The 23,532-nt window shown below is 35.6% G+C and carries 20 protein-coding genes and 1 tRNA gene; 7 read left to right on the top strand and 14 right to left on the bottom strand.

From position 1 onward, the window contains the following. Positions 1–67: 67 nt before the first annotated feature. Entirely contained in the window at positions 68–1,585 is a 1,518-nt protein-coding gene (locus ABWU29_RS02420; protein WP_141457017.1) for an ankyrin repeat domain-containing protein, read from the top strand. On the opposite strand, the gene ABWU29_RS02425 is transcribed toward ABWU29_RS02420, so the two are convergent. The 3 genes from ABWU29_RS02425 to ABWU29_RS02435 are packed head-to-tail and all read right to left on the bottom strand — an operon-like array spanning position 1,582 to position 4,986. Beyond that, on the bottom strand, positions 1,582–2,502 hold the full coding sequence (locus ABWU29_RS02425; protein ID WP_015589184.1) for a tyrosine recombinase XerC: 921 nt from the start codon (positions 2,500–2,502) through the stop codon (positions 1,582–1,584). The genes ABWU29_RS02420 and ABWU29_RS02425 overlap by 4 nt on opposite strands. 2 nt (positions 2,503–2,504) lie before the next feature. Continuing rightward, positions 2,505–3,884: a dihydrolipoyl dehydrogenase gene (gene lpdA, locus ABWU29_RS02430; protein ID WP_015589183.1), complete on the bottom strand. Its 1,380-nt coding sequence runs from the start codon at positions 3,882–3,884 to the stop codon at positions 2,505–2,507. Then, positions 3,877–4,986, bottom strand: a complete 1,110-nt coding sequence (locus ABWU29_RS02435; RefSeq protein ID WP_015589182.1) for a PQQ-like beta-propeller repeat protein — start codon at positions 4,984–4,986, stop codon at positions 3,877–3,879. The genes lpdA and ABWU29_RS02435 overlap by 8 nt, the downstream gene beginning before the upstream one ends. Before the next feature lie 357 nt (positions 4,987–5,343). Between ABWU29_RS02435 and ABWU29_RS02440 the strand changes: the two genes are divergently transcribed. The 3 genes from ABWU29_RS02440 (at position 5,344) to ABWU29_RS02450 (ending at position 6,270) form a co-directional block, all read left to right on the top strand. Continuing rightward, positions 5,344–5,637 carry a transposase gene (locus ABWU29_RS02440; protein ID WP_080717625.1) on the top strand — a complete coding sequence of 98 codons (294 nt, stop codon included), beginning with the start codon at positions 5,344–5,346 and terminating at the stop codon, positions 5,635–5,637. Positions 5,638–5,899: 262 nt separating this feature from the next. Then, the gene (locus tag ABWU29_RS02445; RefSeq protein ID WP_285520262.1) at positions 5,900–6,049 is read left to right on the top strand and encodes a hypothetical protein; all 150 of its coding nucleotides are present in this window, start codon (positions 5,900–5,902) and stop codon (positions 6,047–6,049) included. Then, positions 6,019–6,270 carry a hypothetical protein gene (locus ABWU29_RS02450; protein WP_353280105.1) on the top strand — a complete coding sequence of 84 codons (252 nt, stop codon included), beginning with the start codon at positions 6,019–6,021 and terminating at the stop codon, positions 6,268–6,270. Before ABWU29_RS02445 ends, ABWU29_RS02450 begins: the two co-directional genes overlap by 31 nt. 106 nt (positions 6,271–6,376) lie before the next feature. Here ABWU29_RS02450 and ABWU29_RS02455 read toward each other — a convergent pair. The 8 genes from ABWU29_RS02455 to ABWU29_RS02490 form a co-directional block, all read right to left on the bottom strand. After that, positions 6,377–6,463 (bottom strand) — tRNA-Ser (locus tag ABWU29_RS02455). A gap of 31 nt (positions 6,464–6,494) precedes the next feature. Further along, complete coding sequence (locus ABWU29_RS02460) at positions 6,495–7,301, bottom strand: DUF2163 domain-containing protein (protein ID WP_141457018.1); 807 nt, start codon at positions 7,299–7,301, stop codon at positions 6,495–6,497. 100 nt (positions 7,302–7,401) lie between these two features. Then, positions 7,402–7,581 carry a hypothetical protein gene (locus tag ABWU29_RS02465; RefSeq protein WP_155975174.1) on the bottom strand — a complete coding sequence of 60 codons (180 nt, stop codon included), beginning with the start codon at positions 7,579–7,581 and terminating at the stop codon, positions 7,402–7,404. A 156-nt stretch (positions 7,582–7,737) separates the two neighbouring features. Further along, complete coding sequence (locus ABWU29_RS02470) at positions 7,738–9,717, bottom strand: porin (RefSeq protein WP_012673252.1); 1,980 nt, start codon at positions 9,715–9,717, stop codon at positions 7,738–7,740. 207 nt (positions 9,718–9,924) lie between these two features. Continuing rightward, a complete protein-coding gene (locus ABWU29_RS02475; RefSeq protein ID WP_015589180.1) occupies positions 9,925–10,746 on the bottom strand; it encodes a 3'-5' exonuclease in 822 nt (273 codons plus the stop codon). Continuing rightward, positions 10,739–11,623: a GTPase Era gene (gene era / locus ABWU29_RS02480; RefSeq protein ID WP_010082484.1), complete on the bottom strand. Its 885-nt coding sequence runs from the start codon at positions 11,621–11,623 to the stop codon at positions 10,739–10,741. The genes ABWU29_RS02475 and era overlap by 8 nt, the downstream gene beginning before the upstream one ends. A 250-nt stretch (positions 11,624–11,873) precedes the next feature. Continuing rightward, positions 11,874–12,896 (bottom strand): cytochrome d ubiquinol oxidase subunit II, encoded by a 1,023-nt coding sequence (cydB, locus tag ABWU29_RS02485; protein WP_015589177.1) that lies wholly within the window; start codon positions 12,894–12,896, stop codon positions 11,874–11,876. Further along, positions 12,889–14,295, bottom strand: a complete 1,407-nt coding sequence (locus ABWU29_RS02490; RefSeq protein ID WP_006280502.1) for a cytochrome ubiquinol oxidase subunit I — start codon at positions 14,293–14,295, stop codon at positions 12,889–12,891. The genes cydB and ABWU29_RS02490 overlap by 8 nt, the downstream gene beginning before the upstream one ends. 837 nt (positions 14,296–15,132) lie before the next feature. Between ABWU29_RS02490 and ABWU29_RS02495 the strand changes: the two genes are divergently transcribed. Together ABWU29_RS02495 and ABWU29_RS02500 are read left to right on the top strand one after the other, a co-directional pair. Then, entirely contained in the window at positions 15,133–15,753 is a 621-nt protein-coding gene (locus ABWU29_RS02495) for a superoxide dismutase (protein ID WP_197907379.1), read from the top strand. Further along, complete coding sequence (locus ABWU29_RS02500) at positions 15,750–17,021, top strand: M16 family metallopeptidase (RefSeq protein WP_010962800.1); 1,272 nt, start codon at positions 15,750–15,752, stop codon at positions 17,019–17,021. Before ABWU29_RS02495 ends, ABWU29_RS02500 begins: the two co-directional genes overlap by 4 nt. Positions 17,022–17,044: 23 nt before the next feature. Here ABWU29_RS02500 and ABWU29_RS02505 read toward each other — a convergent pair whose 3' ends face one another. From ABWU29_RS02505 to nuoE, 3 genes are all read right to left on the bottom strand, one after another. After that, a complete protein-coding gene (locus ABWU29_RS02505; protein WP_255498713.1) occupies positions 17,045–18,721 on the bottom strand; it encodes a hypothetical protein in 1,677 nt (558 codons plus the stop codon). Between the two features lie 732 nt (positions 18,722–19,453). Continuing rightward, positions 19,454–20,671, bottom strand: coding sequence for a tRNA guanosine(34) transglycosylase Tgt (gene tgt / locus ABWU29_RS02510; protein WP_015589173.1), 1,218 nt, complete (start codon positions 20,669–20,671; stop codon positions 19,454–19,456). Next, a complete protein-coding gene (gene nuoE, locus ABWU29_RS02515; protein ID WP_010962799.1) occupies positions 20,672–21,172 on the bottom strand; it encodes an NADH-quinone oxidoreductase subunit NuoE in 501 nt (166 codons plus the stop codon). A 224-nt stretch (positions 21,173–21,396) separates the two neighbouring features. On the opposite strand from nuoE, the gene ABWU29_RS02520 reads away from it, so the two are divergent. After that, positions 21,397–23,412: a hypothetical protein gene (locus ABWU29_RS02520; protein WP_015589172.1), complete on the top strand. Its 2,016-nt coding sequence runs from the start codon at positions 21,397–21,399 to the stop codon at positions 23,410–23,412. Positions 23,413–23,532: the final 120 nt, after the last annotated feature.

Below are 23,532 nucleotides of genomic sequence, written 5' to 3' on the forward strand. Positions count from 1 at the left end.
ATTGCTTGCAATTTTCCTTTTCTTTTACATAATTATATTAGTAAATCATTAATAAAGAGGGTTTAGTATGCCTTATAGAAACGGTGTAGCATGTTATGGAGCTTATGGAGGTGGTGATAACACGGCATCGCAAGCTCGAAATCCGACAACTTCAAGACAGCTAAGTGAATCAACAAAACAGCTATTTAAGGCTATTGATGATGGAAACCTAGAAGATTTTAAAGAAGCTCTGGCAGAGGGTGCGGATGTTAATGCGTTTGATAAAGAAGGCATGACACCTTTGATGTCCATAGTTACTAATTTGTCTGCAGGCTCTGAAACAGAAAAAGAATATCAGAATATGATTAGGTTGCTCCTACTGCACCGGAGCATAGATGTTAATATTTCTGAACAAAATAATAACAATACAGTTTTGCATCTAGCAATGTGCTTTCAACAAAAGAAAACTTTACAACTCTTACTAAGTCATCCAAACATAAACACTTATCTAACCAATAAAAACCATCAAAATCCTGAGGAATGTGCTAGACAAAATCGTGCTGGGCATTTGATAATAGAAATACAAAAAGCACAGAAAGGAAAAGAATTATTAGCTGCTCTTTCTAGCGGAAATATTTGCCAAGCGAAAAGACTATTGAATCAAGAGCTTCATCCTAATTGCTGGAGAAGAACCCAAGATGGAAGAATAAAAACACCACTTAGCTTAATTATTCGATTATGTTTACGAACGATAACAGAAGATGAAAAAGAAGTATTGACAAAACTTTTAAAACATAAAGACCTAGATTTTAGTTACGAGCAGTATGCACAATTAAAGCAAACAATTGAACAAGCTATTCAGAGCCGATTAACTGATACTATTAATAGAAAAGATTTAGATGATGTGAAAAAATTAGTAGAAGATAATTGTTTTATAAATCGTGCAGTTGTTACTGCTGCATTGGGGGGTGTTGATAATCCAGTTAACTCTATTAAAGATTATTTAAATGAAAAATTTCCTGCAAATACGAATAATATACCAGAAGATTTTGAGAAGTTTTTACAAGGGCTTGAAAGAACAAAAGCTCAACTTGTAGAAAAAGAGCAAGAGCTAACGAATAAAACTAGCAAAATTTCACTATTAGAAAGAGATTTAGGGCAAGTAAGACAGGAAAAATCGGCTCAAAAAACAAAAATCAATGATCTAAATAGTGAAGTAACTCGACTTAATAGAATTGTGTATGGAAGAGCAAGCGACACTGTCGAAATTTTACAATTAAAAAGAGATTTGAAACAAGTAAGGGAAGAAAGAGATAGGCTTTCATCAGAAAATAGACTGCTCCGTAGTAATAAAAACGAAAAATCCTCGCAAGCAATTTCTTCTGGTAGAAAACTAAGCAACTACGCTTCTGCATGTTTTATATTGCTTGGAGTATATACTGTTGTTGCATGTTTAGTAATAGAAGATTATCCAGGGATAATAAGTGCTTTCTTTACAGCAGTTGCACTGGCTTTTTTTTTATTAGGATGTTGTAATTTATATAAAGCAAACACAATACTTAGTGATGTTGAAAGCACTCAGCTTGGTGGTTTAGAACGAAGTTAAAGTTTTGATTTCTTCTCCAGGCCCTGCTGAAAATTTTTGTACATGTTAAAAACATCTTGATAATTGAGGTGAGTGTAAATTTGAGTAGTTTCCAGGCTTGAGTGACCAAGCAGTTGTTGTATTGATCTTATGTCAATATCTTCCTGAAGCAAATGAGTAGCAAAACTATGGCGAAATGCATGTGGAGATAAAATTTCTGGTAAATTTAACATTCTCCTTATTTTCTGCAAACGATTGGCCACATAAGTTCTTCCCAATTTTTTTCCTCTTACTCCCAAAAAAAGATGTTGTGCTTCATCAAGGTAAGGGCAAGCTTTTATATACTCTTGTATACATTTTTTTACTACGGGGAGAATGAATACCTGCCTTTGTTTATCTCCTTTACCTGTAATTATTAAGTTTTCGCTACTGATATCACTAACCCTAAGGTTCAACGCTTCACTGATTCTTAAGCCTGTACCATATAGCAGGACGATAATCGCAATTTCTCTTTTTACCACCCAAGGTTCACCCAGGTCGGATAGTTTCATTTCTTTCAATAAAGTTTTTATATTAGGTATTGATAATGCTTTGGGCAGAGTTCTTCTCTGAATTGGCCTTGATAAGGAAAATACAGCTTCATTGTCTATATTGTGGTTATTTTTTATGTACTTGAAGAAATTTCTGATTACTGAGAGTGCTCGAGTGTTGGATCTTGCGTTTACACCTCTTGCGTAACGAGAGGTAAGCCAACTTCTTAACTCAGGTATGCTTAAATTTTTCAGAGTACCAACATTTACTTCTCCGCCAATGTGAGTATTTAGGAAACTTATAAGATCCTTCAAGTCCCTCATGTATGACTCTAAAGTATTTGGTGAATAAGATCTGTTGCACCTCAGCCACTCATACCATTTTTCAATGATTGAACCGAGGTCCACAATTATTTTTTAAAGAAAGCATCGATGCACGCATCTCGAAAGGCTTCATTTATATCAGGATGAGAGTGACAAATTCTGTATATATCCTCTGCTGCTGCGCCATATGCCATTGCAACCGCTGCTTCGTTTATTAGCGTGTCAGCGTATGCTCCTATGATATGCACACCTAGTATTGTATCTGCTCTGCTACAAGTCAGCACTTTCACGAATCCTTCAGCATCATCAGTGATTTTTGCTCTGCCGTTTGCAGCAAATTGACATTTACCAACTTTGTACTTACGGCCAACACTTTTCAACTCCTCTTCAGTTTTACCGATTGAAGAAACCGCAGGGTGAGTGTAAATGACAGATGGTATGATTTCATAATCAACGTGAGGTACTTGCCCAGCGATTATCTCTGCAACTGCCACTCCTTCTTCTTCTGCCTTATGAGCAAGCATTGCTCCACCGATCACATCACCAATAGCAAATATTCCTTTTACATTAGTTTCATATCTGTTGTTAACTTGAACGAAACCGCGATTATCTTTTTCTATTTTTTCATCAATACCAAGATTCTCAGTGCATGGTTTGCGTCCTGCTGCAACCAGCACCTTATCTGCCTCTATAACGTTTGTTTGGTTATCTTTTACAGAGCAAACTTTCACACTCAAAGAGTTGCTACTTTGTTTTATCTCCTCGACTTTAGTGCTAAGTAAAAATTTTATTCCTTGTTTTTGTAGACTAGAAAGTAGAGACTTACTTAATTCTCCATCCATTGCTGCAGCGATTCTGTCAAAAAATTCTACTACAGTGACTTCAGACCCTAGCCTTCTCCATACAGAAGACATTTCAAGCCCTATTGCCCCGGCTCCGATTACGACAAGTTTTTTTGGTACTTCAGTTAAAGATAGTGCACCGGTGGAAGAAATAATGTCTTTCTCATCGATATTAATTCCTGGCAAAGAAATAACATCAGAACCGGTTGCAATTACTATATTTTTTGTCTTCAGCACCTTACCTTCAACTGAAACTTCAAGATTACCTTGGTCAAAAGAAGCAAGCCCATTGATTTTAGTGATTTTGTGAAGGTTAAACAGATATTCTATACCTTTTCCAAGTTCCTGAACTCTGGCGTCCTTATAGCCTAGCATTTCTTTTAAATCGAAACTTGCGTCCTTAATTTTTATGCCAAGCTTCGACAGATCATTTTTCGTGTGAGCATACTGATAGGAAGAATGGAGCAATGCTTTGGAGGGTATGCACCCAACTCTGAGGCATGTGCCACCAAAAATGCTATTTTTATCTATACAGGCAACTTTCAATCCAAGTTTTGCAGCAGCGATAGCACACTTATAGCCTCCTGGGCCACCACCTATAACAATTAAATCATAATCAGTCATAAAAAACAAACCTATTTTCTAAAGAATAAACACCTTTTCCCTCAGTTGTTACATATATCTTATTGCGAGTAAACACTGGAGTGTGAAACACATTACCAGGTACTTTGACTACCTTTCCTGCACTTTCAGATCCCGGAAAAGCAAACATTGAACCTTTATTGCTTGTCACCCACAGTGTATGGGCATGCATAATTGGAGCAAACAATTGCGTATTTTCTATTAAATCAGATGTCCAGACTGTTTCTCCATTTTTTATATCCAGGCCAATTATTTTATCGTCTTTAGTAACTATAAAAATTCTGCCGCCTTCTTTTTGTTTCTCTGCAGGAATAAGAGGACTATAATATGACTCAATGTCTGATACACTTTTTACTTGCAGTGACTTTGACCATAAAATATTTCCTGATTTCACGTCAATGCTATAAATATAAGAATTATTTGTAGCTATTAAAGTATCGCCAAGCACTCTCGGTGTAGTAGTTACATCTGTGAGCTGTGTATCCAAAAGGTTTGTAGCCAATTTTTGGCTCCACAATTTTTTACCGTCTTCATTAAAAGCTATTAACTCACCATTTGAAAATGGTGCTATTATTTTATCATTAGAAATTGCTGGCGATATGGAATACAAACCTCGAACCTCATTGATGCCGTTTTGATAAGTCCAAACGAAGCTGCCATCTTTTATATCAAACACGTACAGATAATTATCAATAGTCAATACTACCAATTTATTATTTATTACTGCTGCTTTTCCTCTTACTGGAGCTCTCAATTCTTTTTCCCACTCAATCTTGCCAGTTTTTGCGCCTATTGCGTGTAAAGTGTTATCCACTATAAAGAAAACATTTTTTTCATAATGTGATAGGCTCATGTTACCAATTTTTTTCCTATGTGAGAGGTGTAATTTCCAATTCATAGCCTTTGAGTTATCAATATCAAAGGAATATAAAGCGCCGTGCTTGTCTGATAAAATAACGCTATTTTCTATAAGCACTGGAGCTACATATCCTTGAGATAGTTTTTTATCCACTAGACTTATTCTCTCGCTTGCCATTGTGTAACTGCTACACAATAACATTATCATGACAATTATTACTTTCATTATTTATTGAAAACAAGATTCATTAATATACATCTTAAGAACCTTAATTACAACGGAAATGTTCTTGCTGCATGTTAAAAACGTTGATTTATGAACGAAATATTATATTATTATGTGAGATAATGTATATTCTTAGAGGTAGTACACCTCATCCACTATGCAGCAACGTGCATAGCTGTATGAACATTGAGATATAAAATAATTTATACCAAGAAGAAAGATGTCATCCAAATAGCCTCTTTTCCTGTCATCCCAGTGCTTGACACTGGGATAGCTTTGTTGCATAGCAACTGAAAAAATCTGGTGGCTACTGACAAAATTCATTATAAATAGCTATTTAACTGTTGAAGAAAAAATATGCCACAAAAAATGAGAGTTAGTAACTGCCATGAATATAACAAATTTCTAGAAAAAAGAGGAAATATTTTTCGTTACATCGATAAAGCTATCGAAAATTGGTATGAAAATAGTCCAAAAATGCAGGGCGGCAACTATATTTATAGTGATAAAGTTGTGATTTTAGTGCATATAATCGTTAATCTTTTTAGAATTGGCTTAAGACAAACAGTCGGGTTTATAAAAGGATATTTGCAACAAATAGGAAGAGATTTGGCAGTTATCAGCTATTCGCAAGCTTCAAAAAAAACTTAATATTAAGATCAATGATTGCAGAATTGATAAAAATAATATGGAAGATATCGAAATTGCCATAGATAGCACAAGCATCAGCATTTATAACAACACACAGCAAGGAAAATAGCGCTGATAGAAAATATCGTGGCTATGAACAGACAAGAAAATTGCATGTAATGTTGAATATAAACAGCAAAAAAGCCATAGCTGCAAAATACAGTAACGGTCTGATCACTATGGAGCTTGCGATTTACTTAAAGGAGTTAATTTTCAGCATGCCATAAAAGCACTATATGCAGACAGAGCATATGACAGACATAAACTCTATAAATTGTGTGATGAATGCGGCATAAAGACAAAAATTCCTCCAAAAAAACAATGCAGCAGAGCATCCAAAGTATGGCAGAGAGAAATGCTGCAATTAGACTAATAAAGTCATACAGCGAAGATGGAATGAAGAGGTGGAAAAGGCAAACAAACTACGGAAAAAGATCTTATGTAGAAAGTTTTTTCTCGCGACTGAAACAAACATTCGGGTTTAATTTTCGGAACAGATCTGAAATTAATCGTGGGAAGGAACTGCTACTCAAGTGTTATTTGCTTAATCAATTTACTGACATTGGTATGGCTAAATTTGAAATGGCTACATGAATTTATCGTAAATTACCACCGCATAGTTGTAACATTGTACCATATTACAATGTTCGTACAGTTGTGTGCGCGACCGGGGGTTTTATACTATTCTAGAAGTAACATACGGAAAAGGGGGGATTCGAACCCCCGACATATTTTCATATGTGCACGCTTTCCAAGCGTGTGCTTTAGACCACTCAGCCACCTTTCCATGCTTATTCATAATATTGAAAATTGTACTGCTAAACAATATAAAAACCTGGTATATAGGGTTCACCACGAAAATTCACAGTATTGTTAAACTTGCTTCTGCAAGTTGGAAATGTTTTATCGCAACCTGCGAGTATTGAATATTTATCTCCAGCAAAAATTTGGTATGGAGGCGAAGTAAACAACGTAACTACTTTATTTTTATATTCTTTTACTACACCTTCAAACGCTATTGAGCCAAAGAATTTTACTACTCCGTGCTTATAATATTCATCACTCTCAGTTAAATTCGTGTCTTCAAATCTTCTTTCGTCTATTACTTTAGTGATTGTACTTATTTTACTAAATTTTTTAGTATCGGCTTTACATTTATCATCGCAAAATTGTGCTCTGCATGCAGGAGAGTATAATTCTGCTATGCTTCTCTCAAGCTTTGCTGAAAGCCCTCTAATTTCAACAATAAATCTTCCACTACTTAATGTCACTTTACCAAAAATTCCTGAATGTAGATTCATTGTTCCCTGGGTCAAGTCTTTATAATTCACAAGAAATATCTCAATATTTGCAAAGTCGTACTTTCCTGATAAAACATCTTTTTCTTTGATATCAACACTATTTAATATTCCCTCAATTTCCAAATTATCAGTCTTTAAATCGCTGTTTAATATTATACTACTGGCTGTAAATCCACTTGAAGATTTATAGAGTATATTATCAATATTTAAGTCTTCATCATAGTCAGTGAATCCCATTACTTCTCCACCTGCAAGCGTTAATTTCCAGCACGTAGCAGTGGTAAGTAATTCTCCAGCTAAATGATTTTTTAGTGTGGTTTGCATAGGGGCCTCCTGCTTAATTGATTAAATTTGAAAGTAGCTATACGGCCAGTAGAATAAGGGCAGTGTGTTCTTTTCTCATCATCTAAGTAGCCATAAAGCGTCATTCCGGTGACCATAGGGTGTCATTCCAGTGCTTGACACTGGAATCCAGGAAATTTTGCTTGTAAGTAAGCAAACTGATTTGGTGAGCATAAAAAGTGGCTGATCTTATGCTGAATAAACGCTTTTGATGAAGTTGCATGGAAAGCTGGATCCCAGTGTCTGGGCACTGGGATGACATCCTTCTTGGTGGAGTGTCCTCAAATCACAATGTTCGTACAGTTGTGTGTCACGCACTGGGATGACAGGAGAGAGGACACCATATGTTTATTTGATCGACAAATAAACACTAACAGACAAGAATACACCACAATTAACTGTGGTGTGTACTGGCTGGTTAGAAAGAAAACTTCACACCAGTAAGAAGGAGAATTCCTTGGTTAGAAGGTACATCAGCATCAGACTCATCTTTCAGCTTACCTGTTTCGTTAGTCATAAAATAATGGAGAGCTGCGTAAGGAACAAATTTGTTCTTACTGCATGCAGGAGACAGATCATATTGAACGCCAAGTGCACCATCATGAAGCATATCTTTGTCATTCATTCTGCTGCCAAAATACGTCAAACTTGTGTAGATATTCTCATGTTGATACCCAGCTCCTACAGTCCAATACATGGTATCTATACTATCTTTACCAAATTGAGCTTTCAGCCCTTCCACTCTTTTGCCATCAGTAGCATCTTTACTATCAATTTCCGTATAGGTATCACCAATTAATTTTTTAATACCCTTCGGTTGACCAGATTTGCCCAAGTATGCAAAAGAGGCAGCAAACTTTACGCCTTGATCTTCATTAATCTTATAATCAGCGCTTACACCAAAATTAACACCCATCAGGTCATTATACTCCACAAATTCCTTATAAAGATGCTTATCTTTACTTGGTTGCTTTGGAAAGCCATATTCACCAACTGCAGAAGTTTTAACTTTTATGTTATGTTTATCAAAGTCATATTCATATGATGCACCAGCACTTACTATGTGCTCATAGTCTGGGCCGACATGCTTTATCGTTTCCTTATGTTCTATCTTACCGCCTTTATCTTCTGAAACTGTTTCTTTTACAGTAAACAAACCACTATCATAACGAGGTGAGTAGCTGATACCAAATCTTGCGCCCATATAATTTGGTGAGTAGTAAGCAACTCTAAATGGCAGTGTAGTCATAACGCCTTTGTTATATTTCCCTGCCATACGGAAAGAGAATTTTTCACTTTCACTCGAAAAACTTTCAGTGTAAAGACGTGGTGTTACATAAAATGGAAAGCTAGCAGCGCTTCCTTCTAAGTTCACTTTTCTGAACCAGTCACTATCTGCAGCTCCGTCAACAGTCGCAATTCTTGTTGCATCAAGCCTCATCAGAGCCTCAGGACCAAATTGGTAACCAAGCTTCACGTCACCATATTTTGAGTTAACAAACACATGCGCACTTCTGCCTTTTGCAGCATAAACACCCTGTGAAGCTCCCTTACCTTCGGTCACTGGGACATGAAACTGCACGTCAGCACCATAAAGAAGACCTAAATCTTCATTCTTATTTTCTGCTCTGAGGTGCAATATTGCATCAGCAATCATACCCATATCGTTGCTGTAATCACCAATATTTCCTATTCCTTCATAGAATATTGGATTTGCTCCTTTTGTTATATCTGGAGTGGCATTATAATACTCTGTAGATCTGTTTGGCATAACGTTATAACGTTTATAATCTGCGCCACTTGGTCCAGCTTTGCCATAACCTTGAGCATCAACAACACCACCAAAAGTTATTCTTAAATTACTTTGCCCTTGATTGGTATCGATAATATCAACTCCACCAACTGAAACAACAGGACTTGCCTTACCTTTTTCCTCTGTATTTTTGTTAACAACTTTTATATCCTTCTTTACATCTTTAGCTTCAACTTTAGCATTCTTAGTTTTAGAACGCTTAGTTTTTGAAACTTTACCTTTTTCTATATTAGAATTCTTAGCGTTTAGAGCTTTCGCTTTTGAATCCTCTATAAGCTTTGCTTTTTTCTCATTTGCTAGCCTGATCTCCTCTTTTTTCTTCTGCTCGGCTGCTAATCTTAGCTCCTCTTTTTTCTTAAGCTCTTCAGCTTTTTTTCTTGGATCAGCATTACATATTCTGTCCATCTTTTCTTTCAGTTTTTTATTTGATGTTTTCATAACTTCTGTTTTTCCAGAAGTTTTTGTGCTCTCTTGCTTTTTTATTTCCTTCATACTCTCATCAGGAAAGTCAGCTGCAAAACTGCTGAAAGAACATAAAGTTAATAAAGAAACTAGAGCAGTTCTAGTATACATAGACTTTTTCATGAAGTGCCCCCAAAAAATTTCGAAATCATATCTTAAATGTAAATAGTATAAAAATGTTGAAAATTCAACTTAAAGCAACCTTATAACGAAAATAAAAGTAAAATGCAATACCTTAAAAGCAACTTTCTTAATATGCTCAACGTGTATATTAACCAAAATTTAGTACAGAGGTTCGCTTGTTAGTGCATTATAACTCGACTATTTATTCTATGGAAGTAAAATTTTTCCACCACAAGTTATTTGCCATTCTTCTTTAAATTTCTTTAGGTATTCTTTTTTTTCGCACTCTAAAAGCAGCTCTTCCGCACTTTTGTTGTAGCTTTCAGTAGTAATCCTTCCCTGATGATGCATGAACCTTAAGTAAATCAAATAAGTGTTAATTACATCTGTTTCACAATAATCTCGAATCTCTTGTATCTTGCCGCTATCGTATAAGTCCATAACTTGTGACCCATCAACTCCAATCTTACCAGGAAGATTAAATGCTGCACAAACTTCGTTCATTTTTACTCTCGCAGAAGCTCCAAAATCAGAGAGGGATTCAAGCAAATCACAATGCCAATCACTGCTATATCTCTGATTGTAACTATTCCACTTATCGCCAGCTTTATGAAAATATTCCGCTTGAATGCCATGGACCATAGCACGATACTTCAGCACTGGTATATCAAAAGTGCGTCCGTTGAACGAAACTAATCTTGGCTTTTTCTCTGATATGTAGTTAAAAAATCCTTTCACTAGCTCCTTTTCACTGGAATTTAGTGTGCCTCCAGATCTTATTTCTTGCAGTGTGAACACCTCATAACCACTCTGGTAGCTTATATTGCAAAGTAAAAAACTAATAACTACAACAAGGTGAAAAGGCTGACGCAGAAAAGAGTTTTGCCCGTTTGTTATTTCAAGATGATATTTTGTTAATGCATCCCTCTTCTCTTCTACACTACTATCATCACTAATATTGAGTAAATTTTTGCAGGAATTTACATCTGGTATAGTTTCAATATCAAATACCAATAAAGAATTAAGCATTGCCTATATACTCCTCCGGACGGTCGATCCAAGGTCGCACTTTCACAAATAAAAAGAGGTGTACCTTGCACTCAAATAATTTTTCTAGTTCAGCACGCGCTTCGATATTAATTTTTTTAATATTACTGCCATCTTTTCCTAGCACTATTTTTTTATGACTATCTTTCAACACAAATATGATCTGTTTGATGACTAAACTCTTATCTTTTTTTTCCTCAAATTGTTCAGTTATAACAGCTGTAGAGTATGGCAATTCTTCACGCAAGTTCAAGAATAATTTTTCTCTCGTAATTTCTGCTGATAAAAAATTTGTCGAGGAATCGGTTATTTGATCTTCTTCATAAAACCAGGGGCTCACCGATGCAACTTCAGACAAGTAATTCATCAAATCAGAAAGTCCATCATTCTTTAATGCTGATATCATAAAAACCTTTTCAAATTTATAAAGCAAGTTCAGATGCTCATGCGCCATCTTTAATTCAGGCCTTTTTACCAAATCAGTTTTATTGATAACCAAAATGCATCTGCCTTTTGTGCGCTGCAGCCGCATAAATATAGTCTTAATTCTTTCTATATTTTTCAAATAATTGCTTACATCAACAAGCAACAAAGTGATGTCACTATCCTTAACTGCCGACCATGCAGATTTGACTAAAGCTTTTTCAAGTTTTGTTTCTGCTGAGAAAATTCCTGGGGAGTCAGTAAAGACAATTTGTGTGTTGTTGCATGTTGCAACACCCCTTATTTGCGTCCTTGTTGTTTGCACTTTAGGGGTGACAATTGCAATTTTCTTGCCTATGATGCTGTTAATTAATGTAGACTTCCCAGCATTTGGTAAGCCAGCTATGGTTACAAATAAGCATTTTTGTTCTTTCACAAAGAAAATTATAAAGAAAACTGAATGCCCGCGTCAAGCTACTTATATGACAAGAAGGATGACAGAACCCTTTTTGGTTAGCATGCAAAAAGGAAAAAAACTTATTCTACAAATTAAAAATACAATATACTCAAAAACTTTTCAGAAAATCCATAGGAGGGTTTGCTAATGAAGGTTCTTGAGTTGACGCCATTGCCTGAATGACTGCTTGATTTAAGGGTAACGTTTTAACCATAAGGTCACTAACTCCTTAATATGTGTGTTCATAATTTGATTTTCCACGAAAGACATAATAGCAATAACCAGTATAAGTTAAAATGATTGGTAAAAGCGGTATTATAACAATGAGCATTAAAGATAAACTTGGCCCAGAAGCGGCTGCATCCAGAATGGTATATTGAAAAGGTATAATCCATGGGTAGATACTAATTCCTAAACCTAAATATCCCATAAAAAAAATAGCAATACTGAGAAAGAATGGACGGTACTCCCGTTTAGTATTCTGAAGATCAAACCACAGCATGAAAAATAGCCAAGATGTGAGTAATGGAATAGAAAATAAATAATAAAAATTTGGCATGCTAAACCAAAAGTTTTTAATACGTTCATTTAAAAATGGTGTCACTACACTCACTAGTCCCATGAAAATACCTACAAAACCAAGCGTATAAGAAGCAACCTTGCGTGCCCATTCTTGTGTTATATTTTCTGTCTTCATTATGAGCCATGTAGAACCTAAAAGTGCATATCCAAATATCACAGCAATGCCTGTCATTACACTAAAAGCACTTGCCCAATCAAATTGGCCACCAGAAAAGTTGCGTCCGTTTACTTCTACACCATGTATAAATGCACCTAAAATCATGCCTTGGCAAAATGCAGCACCAAGTGACCCAAAATGAAAGGCATAATCCCATAATCGCCTGTATTTTCCTTCTGCCTTAAAACGAAACTCAAAGGATACTCCGCGCACTATAAGGCCAAGCAGCATAATAATGATTGGAATATAAAAAGCAGGCATTAATATTGAATATGCAAGAGGAAAAGCAGCAAACAACCCTCCACCAACCAATACCAACCATGTTTCGTTTCCATCCCAAAATGGTGCAATTGAGCTTATCATGTGATCACGGCATTTATCTGACGGTGCAAAAGGAAGTAAAATACCAATACCTAAATCAAACCCATCCATTAAAATATACAGTAAAACAGCTATGGCAATTAGTAATCCCCAGATTAGGGGTAAATTAATTAAGGAAGAAAAATCAAACATGATTGTTGTCCTTTCCAGATGTACCAGCATCAATCACTGAAGCTCCAATACCGTGTTTATAAAATTGCTCTTCTTCTTTAATGACAGGAATTCCTTTGTATATAAGTTTCAGAATATAGTAACTACCTGCTCCAAATATAAGGGTATACATAACGATAAATGCAATCAAAGACCATGCAACCTGAGGACCGGTAATCGCAGATGAAAATGATTCAATTGTGCGCATAATTCCATATACAGTGTAAGGTTGACGGCCAATTTCAGTAGTAAACCAACCTGCAAGTAACGCTATGAACCCAGACGGCATCATTGATATCCACCATCCATGTAAGAAACAACTTTGGAATAATTTGCCACGAAGATACTGTATAACACTTACTGACCCAATTATGATCATTAAAATTCCAACTCCAACCATTATACGGAAGGACCAGAATACCCATACTACAGGTGGTCTATCTTCTTTTTTCCATTCCTTTAATCCTTTTACTTCTCCTAAAAAATCATGTGTTAAGATCAAGCTGGCAAGATTAGGAATTTTTATCTCGTAGTGATTAATTTCATTTTGCTGATCCGGATAAGCAAATAAAAGTAAGCCAGCCCCTTTTTCGGTTTCCCATATACCTTCCATTGCAGCAATCTTAGCAGGTTGATGCTTTAGTGTATTTAATCCATGCCTATCTCCCATGAACAGCTGAAATGGTGCAGCTAAAGCTACCATAATGGTTGCCATACCAAGCATAATTCTTGCTTGAGGAGCATGTCGTTTTCTCCAAAGATAAAATGCTCCTACACCACCAACCACAAAAGCTGTTGTAAGATAGGCTGCTGTTACCATATGAATAAAGCGATAAGGGAAAGAAGGATTAAAAATAATCTCTAACCAATTGGTTGGATATAGGAGACCATTCTCACCAATCGTGAATCCAGCGGGTGTTTGCATCCAACTGTTGGCCGCAATAATCCAAAAAGCTGAAATAAGCGTTCCCACTGCAACAATACAAGTAGAAGCAAAGTGCATACGAGAACTTACTCTATTCCATCCAAATAGCATAATACTCAAAAAAGATGCCTCCAGAAAAAAGGCTGTTAAAACCTCAAAGGAAAATAGAGGGCCGAGAACATTGGCTATGCGGTCAGAAAAAATCGACCAATTGGTACCAAGTTGATATGACATTACAACTCCAGATACCACTCCCATGCCAAAAGCAACGGCAAAAATCTTGATCCAGAATTTATAAACATCACGGAAACGTGTATCACCAGTCTTAAGCCAACACCATTCCAAAAAGGCTAGAAAACTTGCAAGCCCGATCGTGAAAGCAGGAAATATAATGTGAAAGCCTATTGTGAAGGCAAACTGAATTCGAGCTAATAATAAAGGATCAAATTTAAACATTTTACCTAATACCCATGTATTACAAATAATAGCCAAATCTGCCTATAATTCAATCCATTTTTTCACAAAATTGACCTTACCCAGAAAAAGTAGAGAGAAAGTTAAGACGTTTTTGTCATGAGAATAAATTGTGCAGGAATACAACTGTTCTCCCTTGTCATACCGTCACGGTATCTCTAGATCCCGCTAACACGTAGCGGAATGACGGTTGTCGTTTAGCCATAAATATTAAGAAATTTACCAAACGAAAAAAAAGGCAAAAGAAGCCCCGTGGTTGGCTAATTACTTACATTATACTTTCAAGTATGGCGTTTTTTTATTCTAAACGTTTAATAACCGCGATTCAGCTACTTTTAAACCGCAACTAATCTAAATTATAAACGTTAAGAAATTTACTAAACAGAAAAAAAGGCAAAAGAAACCCTAGGGTAGCTAATTATTCACTATCCATTTTTTAAGTTGGCGTTTTTTAATGTTTTAAATGCTTTATAAGCGTATTTCAGCTTGTGTAGGTAAAAACCCAGAAATTTGATAAAGACATAAGGTGCACATAGTGCAAAAAATTAAACATGAGACGCCAGATACGTGAGTTTTTTTGTCATTTAATCTGTACAGAGAAGATAAATAAATAGCTTCAGTTTCATGATAAGGGGGTTGGCGAAGGGTGTCAAGTAACTTTTGCATTTAATCCATTTCTATGGCTTATATAATAATCGTTATTGTAGTATAATTTAGAATAATGCAATAGATACCTAAATGTTTTAGCTATTAATTATATGTTGCACAAAAGCATATATTGCCCTACCATCCAAGTAGGTTAGAAATAAAGAGGTTTTTATGAGTTTTACTTTACCTGAATTACCATATGATAAAACAGCTTTAGAGCCTTACATATCTGCAAAAACTTTAGACTTTCATTATGATAAGCATCATAAAGGGTATTTAAATAAACTCAACGAGCTGGTTGAAAATACGGATTATCAGCATGTGAAAATTGAGGGATTAATAACAGAAGTTCATGGTAATAGCAGCAACTTGCCTATATTTAATAACGCAGCACAAGTTTGGAACCACACTTTTTATTGGAACTCAATGAAAAAAAATGGTGGTGGTAAGCCTAAAGATAGTAGTCTTTTAGCAAAAAAAATTCAGGACGATATCGGTGGCTTTGATAAATTTTATGAAGAATTTTCGAGTCATGGAGTAAGCCAGTTTGGCAGTGGATGGGTATGGTTAGTGCTCGAAAAAGGTAGGTTAGGAAAGCTCAAAATCACCAAGACTCCAAATGCAGATTTGCCAATAATTTATGGCCAAGTGCCACTACTCACTATGGATGTGTGGGAGCACGCCTATTATTTAGATTGTCAAAACCGTAGAATTGACTACATAAAAGTTTTCCTTGATCATTTGATTAATTGGGATTTTGCAGAAGAGAACTTAGAAGAATATATGAGATGAATATACCCCGGGTAACAAAATTAGATAATGGTCTGCGCATAATAACTGAGCAGGTGCGTGATATTGATTCCGTAGCTTTAAGCATACGAGTTGGTGTTGGCAGTAGAGCAGAAAGTGCAAAGCAAAATGGAATATCCCATTTTTTAGAACACATGGCTTTCAAAGGGACGAAGACAAGAACTGCCTTTGAAATTGCAAAAGCTTTTGATGACATAGGTGGGGTTTTCAACGCCAGCACTGGTAGGGAAAGCACCACCTATTATGCAAAAGTCCTCAAGAAAGACATAAAAACTGGTATTGATATATTAATAGATATATTGATGAATTCCACGTTTCCAGAAGATGAATTGGAACGTGAGAAGGGTGTTGTAATACAAGAGATTTTTCAAACTAATGATTCACCAAGTGACATTATTTTCGACAAATATTTTGAGGCAGCTTATAAAGACCAACCATTTGGTAGGTCAATCTTAGGCACGCAAAATACTGTAAAATCTTTTACTCGAGGAGATCTAGATAATTACATAAATGAGCATTACTTTGGTGAGAATATGCTATTTGCCGTTGCAGGAAATGTTGAACATGAAGAAGTTGTTGCATTAACCAAAGATTTTCTCTCAAAGATTCATTCTAAAAAGCTGAAAAAAAGCCAAAATGCGAGCTGTACTGGTGGTGAGTATTTAGAACATCGTAAATTAGATCAGGTACACTTGCTAATTGGTCTACCTAGTGTTTCTCGCCATGACGATAAATATCACACGTTTCAAGTGCTTGATTCTATATTAGGGAGCGGAATGTCATCACGTTTATTCCAGGAAGTAAGGGAAAAGCAGGGATTAGCTTACTCTGTTTATTCATTTAATTCCAGCTATACTAATACAGGAATGTTTTCCATTTTTGCTGGTACAGACAGTAGTAACTTAGATAAGCTTTTAAAATCTATAACGACAGAGTTGAAGAAGTTGTCTACAGATGATCTGAAGGAAGAAGAAGTAAATAGAGTGAAAGAGCGAGTAAAATCCCAAATTTTAATGTCACGCGAAAGTGTTAGCTCACGTGCTGAAACATTGGGACACTACTACGGTAACTATAATAGGTACATCAGTAAAAATGAATTAATAGAAAAAATTAGTGCAGTTACCACTGCTAACGTAAAAAAAGCAGCAGAAGAATTGTTATCTCAGCATGAAAAAACCACTCTAGCTGCAATTGGAGAAATTGAATCATTACCAAGTTACGATAAAGTGGTTTCTATGCTTAAAGCTTAGCGCATTCTATTACATTAATTTGGCTACTTTACAATTGAAGCGGTGTGCTGTGAACTACACGCTTCTTTTATATTGCTTCTAGGAGGAGATGATGATACTTGACCTTGAGGTGTAGTGCTGCTTGCAGGATTCAAGTTTATATTTTTCTTTTGCTGAGGATAATTCCATGCTTCTTCACGAGTCTGAAATATAGGCTCTCCATTATTGTAGTTTCCTCTTACAGAGTTTGAGTTTATGTCTTTCTTTTGCTGAGGATAATTCCATGCTTCTTCACGAGTCTGAAATATAGGCTCCCCATCATTATAGTTTGAGTTTATATTTTCCTTTTGCGAACCAGCGTTCAATAATTTCGATATCTCTCGCCCTAGCTGATCACCTTTATAATTATTGTTAAGATCTTTGATTTTCTCCTCACCCAATTCCATTATTCGAATTAGAGAGGTATCAATAAAATCCGTTTTTATTTTGTCAATATCTATCGATTTATTACCATAAATCGTAATTTCACTTTTACCTTTTTCACTATTCACATCATAGCCTTGCTCTTTAACTCCTGTTATTACTTCCTTCTTTAATAATCTATGAATAGTATTTATTATTTTTTGACCACAATCTTGAAAAAAATCTCTGATTGTCTCAAATGCCTCTAATAAGGAGATGGTTTCAGTATGTGCGTATTTTTTACCTAGTGGTGGCTCTTCAGCATTCTGGTGTATAGATTCTATTTGCTGAGGGTCAAGCATCATTGCATGACGTTTTGAGCGTGTTGGTTGTGCTTTGGATGATGACATGTCTTTAATATCTTGTTTTTTACTCTCATCATCAACAACCACACCATCACTTGATTTCCTTTTTTTAGTAGGTAATGATGGTGGCTCCTCATTATTCTGGGATACTGCATTTAAATTCTTAAGTTTAGGAGGTAATTGTGGTGGCTTTTCTTCAGGTGATTGTCTCTGAGTGTCTTGAAGATTTTGGTATATAGGTTCTTCTTTCCTTAAATTTTCATAAATTGGTTCTTGTACCAAGTTAGCATTGACAAACTCCTGTACTCTTTCTAGATAACCAACATTTTTGTCCTCTTTAGGTACTTGAACGCCTTCAAATTTAATATTGTTTATATCTTCAACACTCAGCCCATTTTCTTTAAGCCATCCCCCTCTTTTGCTCATTGATGCAACAAACTCATTAATCTTTTGAATATTTTTTACATCATCATCAACTAGCATGACAGTTTTTGGCAACTCACCGTGTTTATTCTTATACTTCACAATTGCCTCACAGATGTGCAAATTCTTTCCGACTTGACTTTGTTGTTCTCTAACATCTAACTCTTGCAACTGATTATCATAATCTCCTGGAAACCCACCAAATACAGAAATGCTACCTGTTTGTTCTTCAAATAAACCCAAGTGATCCTTTACAACCTCTTTTACAGCATCCGGATATTTTGTATATGATGCAATATTAACTTCTATTCCACTTGAAAGTGCAGATTGCAGTACAGATTTTAACCCCTCTTTATTTTTTATTCCGTCTGTATTTTCTAGAAAATTTTTTATGTCGTTATCAGTTGCTGCATTATTTTGAGTAGAATTAAAGTCACTTTTGCTTAACCTAGAAAGAGCATTGTGCATGTGCCCATTAGTAATAGTATTATCAAAGTCAAATATTAATAGAACATTATTTTTTATATTCATATCTTTATCTCTAACATTTACAAATTCAAGACAAAGGCTAACATTAATAGATTAATTATTTATTATAGCACTTCTGAAGGAAAAATAATAAAAGGAAGAGTTAACAGAATAGACTTCTTGCATAACCCAAACTAAGTAGAAAAAAGGTATAGCTATACCGCCGCGGTATCTCTAGATCCCGCTGGGATGACGATTGTCGTTTAGCCATAAATATTAAGGAATTTACCAAATGAAAAAAAAGGCAAAAGAAGCCCCGTGGTGGTTAGCTATTCACTATGTACTAAAATATCGGCGTTTTTTTTATTCTAAAACGCTTGATTAAGAGCGATTTAGCTGCTTTTAACTTGCAACTAACCTACACCGCAAGTGTTTAAGAAATTTACCAAGCAGGAAAAAAGGCAAAGAAACCCTAGGGTAGCTAGTATTCAAATTCTCCCTTGTCAATTTGACGTTTTTTGCTGTCTTAAACGCTTTGTAAGCGCGTTTCGGCTTATATAGGTAAAAACCCAGAAATTTTTAAGGACATGCGATGCACGTAGTGCGAAAAATTAAACATGAGACGCCAAATACCCTAAGTTTTTTGTCATTAACCTGCACAGATTGCGAAGATAAATAAATAGCTTCAGTACCATGATAAGGGGGCTGGCGGAGTTTGTCAAGTAAGTTTTTTCGTTTCTATTTCCAATAAAAGTTCGTTATATGGTTATGCAAGAAGTCTAATGAAGAAAAGACTTAAAGAGAGGCCAAATCAAAGTGCAATGGTATTTCACTAATCCAATTATTTTTCTCCTGATCTAGCCTATCATCTAATATTGCCTGCCTTATTGATGCCATTAACTTATTCATAAAGAAAATATTATGAATGGTAACGAGCGTGTAAGCCAGGAGCTCTTTAGCTTTCAGTAAATGGTGTATATAAGCTCTTGAATGTTTTCTGCAGGTAAAACATAAACAGTCACTTTCAATTGGGTTATCGTCCAGCTCGAATTGTTGATTTCGCAAATTGATATGCTCTTTGCACTTTGAAGAAATAGAATCTCTATTTTTTACTTTAATCAGCGCACCACCATGCCTTGCTAAACGGGTTGGATGCACGCAATCAAACGTATCAATTCCAAGACTAACTCCGCGAAAGATGTCCACAATTCCACCAATACCAAGCAAATGAGTAGGCCTGTCTTTTTTCAAGTGGTCCATAGTGAAAGAAACTACATCGTACATCTGCTCTTTACTTTGACCAAGTGATCCACCTATTGCTTGACCGAAAAATGGTAAATTGTTGATAAAATCACAACTTTCTCTACGCAGATCGTGATATATTCCGCCTTGACTAATTCCATACAGTGCCTGCTTGCCATTATTGTTTTTTTCAAATTCATTTAAAGAACGTTCAGCCCATCTGTGGCTCATGAGCATTGATTTTGCTGTGTATTCTTTGCTTACGTGAAATGGAGTGCATTCATCTAAAACTAGGATTAAATCTGCACCTAATTTCTGTTGAATTTGTACAGATTTTTCAGGAGTTAAGCAATAAATTTTACCATTAATGTAAGAACGGAAAATTGCCCCATCCTCATTAATTTTGATCAAAGTTTTTTGTTTTTTTCTTATTCCTTTTATCTCTTCCGAAACTGATCCGTGGCCTAAGCTAAATATCTGATATCCACCTGAGTCAGTTAGCATTGGCCCATTCCATCCTATCATCTTGCGCAAACCACCAAGTTTTGCAACAGTATTCTCTCCTGGTTGAAGCATTAGGTGATAGGTGTTGGAAAGTATGATTTGGGTACCAGCTTCACTTATTCTTTCAATATCTGCAGCTTTAATTGCAGCTTTTGTTGCGCAGAATATAAAAGCGGGGGTTTCTACGCTTCCATTTGGAGTTTTAATTGTTCCAACTCTTGCAGAACCTGATTGCTTGATTCTCTTGAATGAAAATTCTTCTTTCATCTATTTGCCTGAAAGTTCTGTTATGATGTTTTCTACTTTCTCAGGAGTAAGATTTTCATAGAAGTCATTATTGATCTGCACAACGGGAGCATTAACGCATGCACCTAGGCATTCAACTTCTTTTAAAGTGAACAAATTATCTTTAGTAGTCTCACCGATATTGATTCCAAGTTTTTTTTTAAAGGTATTTAAAACTTCTTCACTATTGCACAACCAGCAAGGAGTTGTTCTACAAATTTGTATTAGATATTTGCCTACTGGTTTTAAATTATACATGGTGTAAAAATTTGCCACTTCATATACACGAATATGTGGAATATGCAGCATATCAGCAACATAACGCATAGCAGATTCAGAAACCCATCCGCATTGCTCTTGAACCAGATATAGTAAAGGCATAACAGCACTACCTTCTCTACCTTTGGGATACATCTCTATAAACTTTCCCGCTTTCTTGAGGTTTTCTGATGTAAAACTAAACTGCTCTTCTTTTTCTATCATTCATGAGACTCGTGTAAACTTTAACAGATTATACCTGTAGAACCAATGATTGCAATTGTTGGTTTTTTGAGAAATAGCATAAAGCTTCTTAGCCCTCTTCAAGCTTATATTTACCTTTTAGTATAAAATATTATATTAATTTTTTAATTTTAGTTAAAATTTTCATTGACATTAACACACAGGAGTAATCATAATAGCATTTTATTAATATTTTAAATAAAATTATGTCTATATTAAGAAGATTGCTCGGGATCAACTCAAATACACCGGAAATTAAAGAAGCGATAGGTTTTAATCCAACAAACGTAGAATTAATTGAGGGGAATGGAGTTGCTTACGGACTCAGCTATCAAGATAATGGTAATGGGAGCAGTAAAGTAAAATTACTTATTAGTCCATTATATCAATCAAAAACATACGAATGTGGTACAAATATCAGCGTAGCAAATGAATTCAAAGATCAATTATCTCTCACATTAATAGAAGATTCAGCTGAAATAGATAAAGTTGGAGTTATCTTTCCTGAAGAAGGAATTAGCGAAGAAGGAGAAAAATGCGTTAAAGGCTTATCTTTTAACACTTACGGAATTAAACAATCAGTTAATACTCCTTCAGTTGAACATTTAGATAAAAGAAAATTACAAAAGAATATTGATAATAATAGTCTTGCAAATGTGGGCAATAGTTACTTTCAACCAAGAGCAGTGAAAGTTGGTAATGGTGACGTAATTGTAATCGCCCATAACTTAAAGGATCAAACTTTAGTTTCTTGGTACTTAAAGTCAAGCGAGAGCGGAAAATTTAAGGTATTGACTGGAGAAAAAGGTGTTACAGAAAGAAAATTGTTCAATTTTGATAATCAGGGGCAATTGGCATTAAATGGAAACACGATGCTTTATTCGCAAGTGAGCAAAAGGATTACTAAGGAAAATCAAGAGGTGAGAAAAACACGTATTTTTAAATTTGATATGGCTAAAGTGATTCAGGGTCTGAAGGATGGAGTTAATGGCTTTTTACTTGGTAATCGAAAAGGTCAAATAGATAATAAAGCACTATCTCTTTCTAGAGAACATGAAATAAGCTTTTTGCAGTATGTTGAACAAACGGAAGGAAATGATCTAGTTGCTTTTCTTGAAAATGACCAATCAGCTAATGAGCAGAGGTTACATATAGCAACTCTACTTAAAAATGGATCAGTGTCAGATTTTCCTATCTATCAATTTACAGATCCTATAGAGCAATTATATATTAAGGGCAACGGTCAGGGTGGTTTTATCGTAACTGCGGTAAGTGGAGAAAATATTGTAACTTTTAATCAAAACGGCTCTGGAAAATCTTCTGAAGCAACAATAATACCGGCAAATAGCATCAAAACTCTCAGTGATTTTGTTAATATCATTAACGGTCGATTAACGCCAGATATTATTTCTAGTAGTACCGTGGCTCCTATAACTGTTGCAGAAACGGTTGTGACTTCTAAGAAAACGCCGACTGCTGCAATTACTAGCACAGCAGAAACCGACGCTGTGAAGACTACTAAATTGACAACGGAAGCCGTTGCACCTACTTCTACAATAAGTAAACCTTCAACGGAGTCAACGACAGTAGCAAAAACAACTACTACTTCACAAGCGACCACGGTTGCTACAACGTCAACTAGTGTGCCGATAGTAACTTCAGGGACTGAGACAAGTACTGTAAAACCTACAGCAGCGACTGGTGCGTCGACTTCTACGATGAGTAAACCTTCAACAGAGTCAACGACTCAAACAAGCACAGTAACAGTGGAACCAACTGCGCCAACAACAAGCTCAGAGAAAACTACACAAACAGTATTTAGTATACCAAGTACTAGAACAAAAGAGTCAACAACTCCTATATTCACCACGACTTTACTTCCTCAGTCTACTTCTTCACCACAACCTACTCAACTTGCTATAGGGTCTAATAAGGCAGGAATGATAGGGGGATCTTTGGTTGGAGCAATAGGTATTGTTGGAATTATAGGATTCATAGCATATAGATATGTTAAGGGTCGTAATGCTGCTTCTGTATTAGAACTAACTGATTTGGGTTATAGAAGGCGATCATCTTCAAGTAGCGATGAAGAAATTTTTACCACTGGTAACAGAATGCGAACTATATATCAATCTGAAACAGTGCTAAATAGTATATCAGTAGAAAGTAGTAGTCGATCAAGAAGTAGCTCATCGTCTTCAAGCGGTGGACCAGGCTCTTGACTAACTGAAGCGGAGTCTAAAAGTGAAAAAAGCTTATCTTGGGATAGTGATGATGTGCCGGAATATCACCTTTAGCTATTTGTCTAAATGTTTTTAATATGTAGACTGTTAGGAAATTGT

This window comes from Wolbachia endosymbiont (group A) of Phasia obesa (genome assembly GCF_964028125.1).
GTDB lineage: Bacteria > Pseudomonadota > Alphaproteobacteria > Rickettsiales > Anaplasmataceae > Wolbachia > Wolbachia pipientis.

Excerpts from the sequence above, each read along its gene's own strand:
- ABWU29_RS02420 (WP_141457017.1), top strand. The coding sequence starts at position 68 with ATGCCTTATAGAAACGGTGTAGCATGTTATGGAGCTTATGGAGGTGGT.
- lpdA (WP_015589183.1), bottom strand. The coding sequence starts at position 3,884 with ATGACTGATTATGATTTAATTGTTATAGGTGGTGGCCCAGGAGGCTAT.
- ABWU29_RS02435 (WP_015589182.1), bottom strand. The coding sequence starts at position 4,986 with ATGAAAGTAATAATTGTCATGATAATGTTATTGTGTAGCAGTTACACA.
- ABWU29_RS02440 (WP_080717625.1), top strand. The coding sequence starts at position 5,344 with ATGCCACAAAAAATGAGAGTTAGTAACTGCCATGAATATAACAAATTT.
- ABWU29_RS02450 (WP_353280105.1), top strand. The coding sequence starts at position 6,019 with ATGGCAGAGAGAAATGCTGCAATTAGACTAATAAAGTCATACAGCGAA.
- ABWU29_RS02460 (WP_141457018.1), bottom strand. The coding sequence starts at position 7,301 with ATGCAAACCACACTAAAAAATCATTTAGCTGGAGAATTACTTACCACT.
- ABWU29_RS02465 (WP_155975174.1), bottom strand. The coding sequence starts at position 7,581 with ATGTCATCCCAGTGCCCAGACACTGGGATCCAGCTTTCCATGCAACTT.
- ABWU29_RS02470 (WP_012673252.1), bottom strand. The coding sequence starts at position 9,717 with ATGAAAAAGTCTATGTATACTAGAACTGCTCTAGTTTCTTTATTAACT.
- ABWU29_RS02475 (WP_015589180.1), bottom strand. The coding sequence starts at position 10,746 with ATGCTTAATTCTTTATTGGTATTTGATATTGAAACTATACCAGATGTA.
- cydB (WP_015589177.1), bottom strand. The coding sequence starts at position 12,896 with ATGTTTGATTTTTCTTCCTTAATTAATTTACCCCTAATCTGGGGATTA.
- ABWU29_RS02490 (WP_006280502.1), bottom strand. The coding sequence starts at position 14,295 with ATGTTTAAATTTGATCCTTTATTATTAGCTCGAATTCAGTTTGCCTTC.
- ABWU29_RS02495 (WP_197907379.1), top strand. The coding sequence starts at position 15,133 with ATGAGTTTTACTTTACCTGAATTACCATATGATAAAACAGCTTTAGAG.
- ABWU29_RS02500 (WP_010962800.1), top strand. The coding sequence starts at position 15,750 with ATGAATATACCCCGGGTAACAAAATTAGATAATGGTCTGCGCATAATA.
- ABWU29_RS02505 (WP_255498713.1), bottom strand. The coding sequence starts at position 18,721 with ATGAATATAAAAAATAATGTTCTATTAATATTTGACTTTGATAATACT.
- tgt (WP_015589173.1), bottom strand. The coding sequence starts at position 20,671 with ATGAAAGAAGAATTTTCATTCAAGAGAATCAAGCAATCAGGTTCTGCA.
- nuoE (WP_010962799.1), bottom strand. The coding sequence starts at position 21,172 with ATGATAGAAAAAGAAGAGCAGTTTAGTTTTACATCAGAAAACCTCAAG.
- ABWU29_RS02520 (WP_015589172.1), top strand. The coding sequence starts at position 21,397 with ATGTCTATATTAAGAAGATTGCTCGGGATCAACTCAAATACACCGGAA.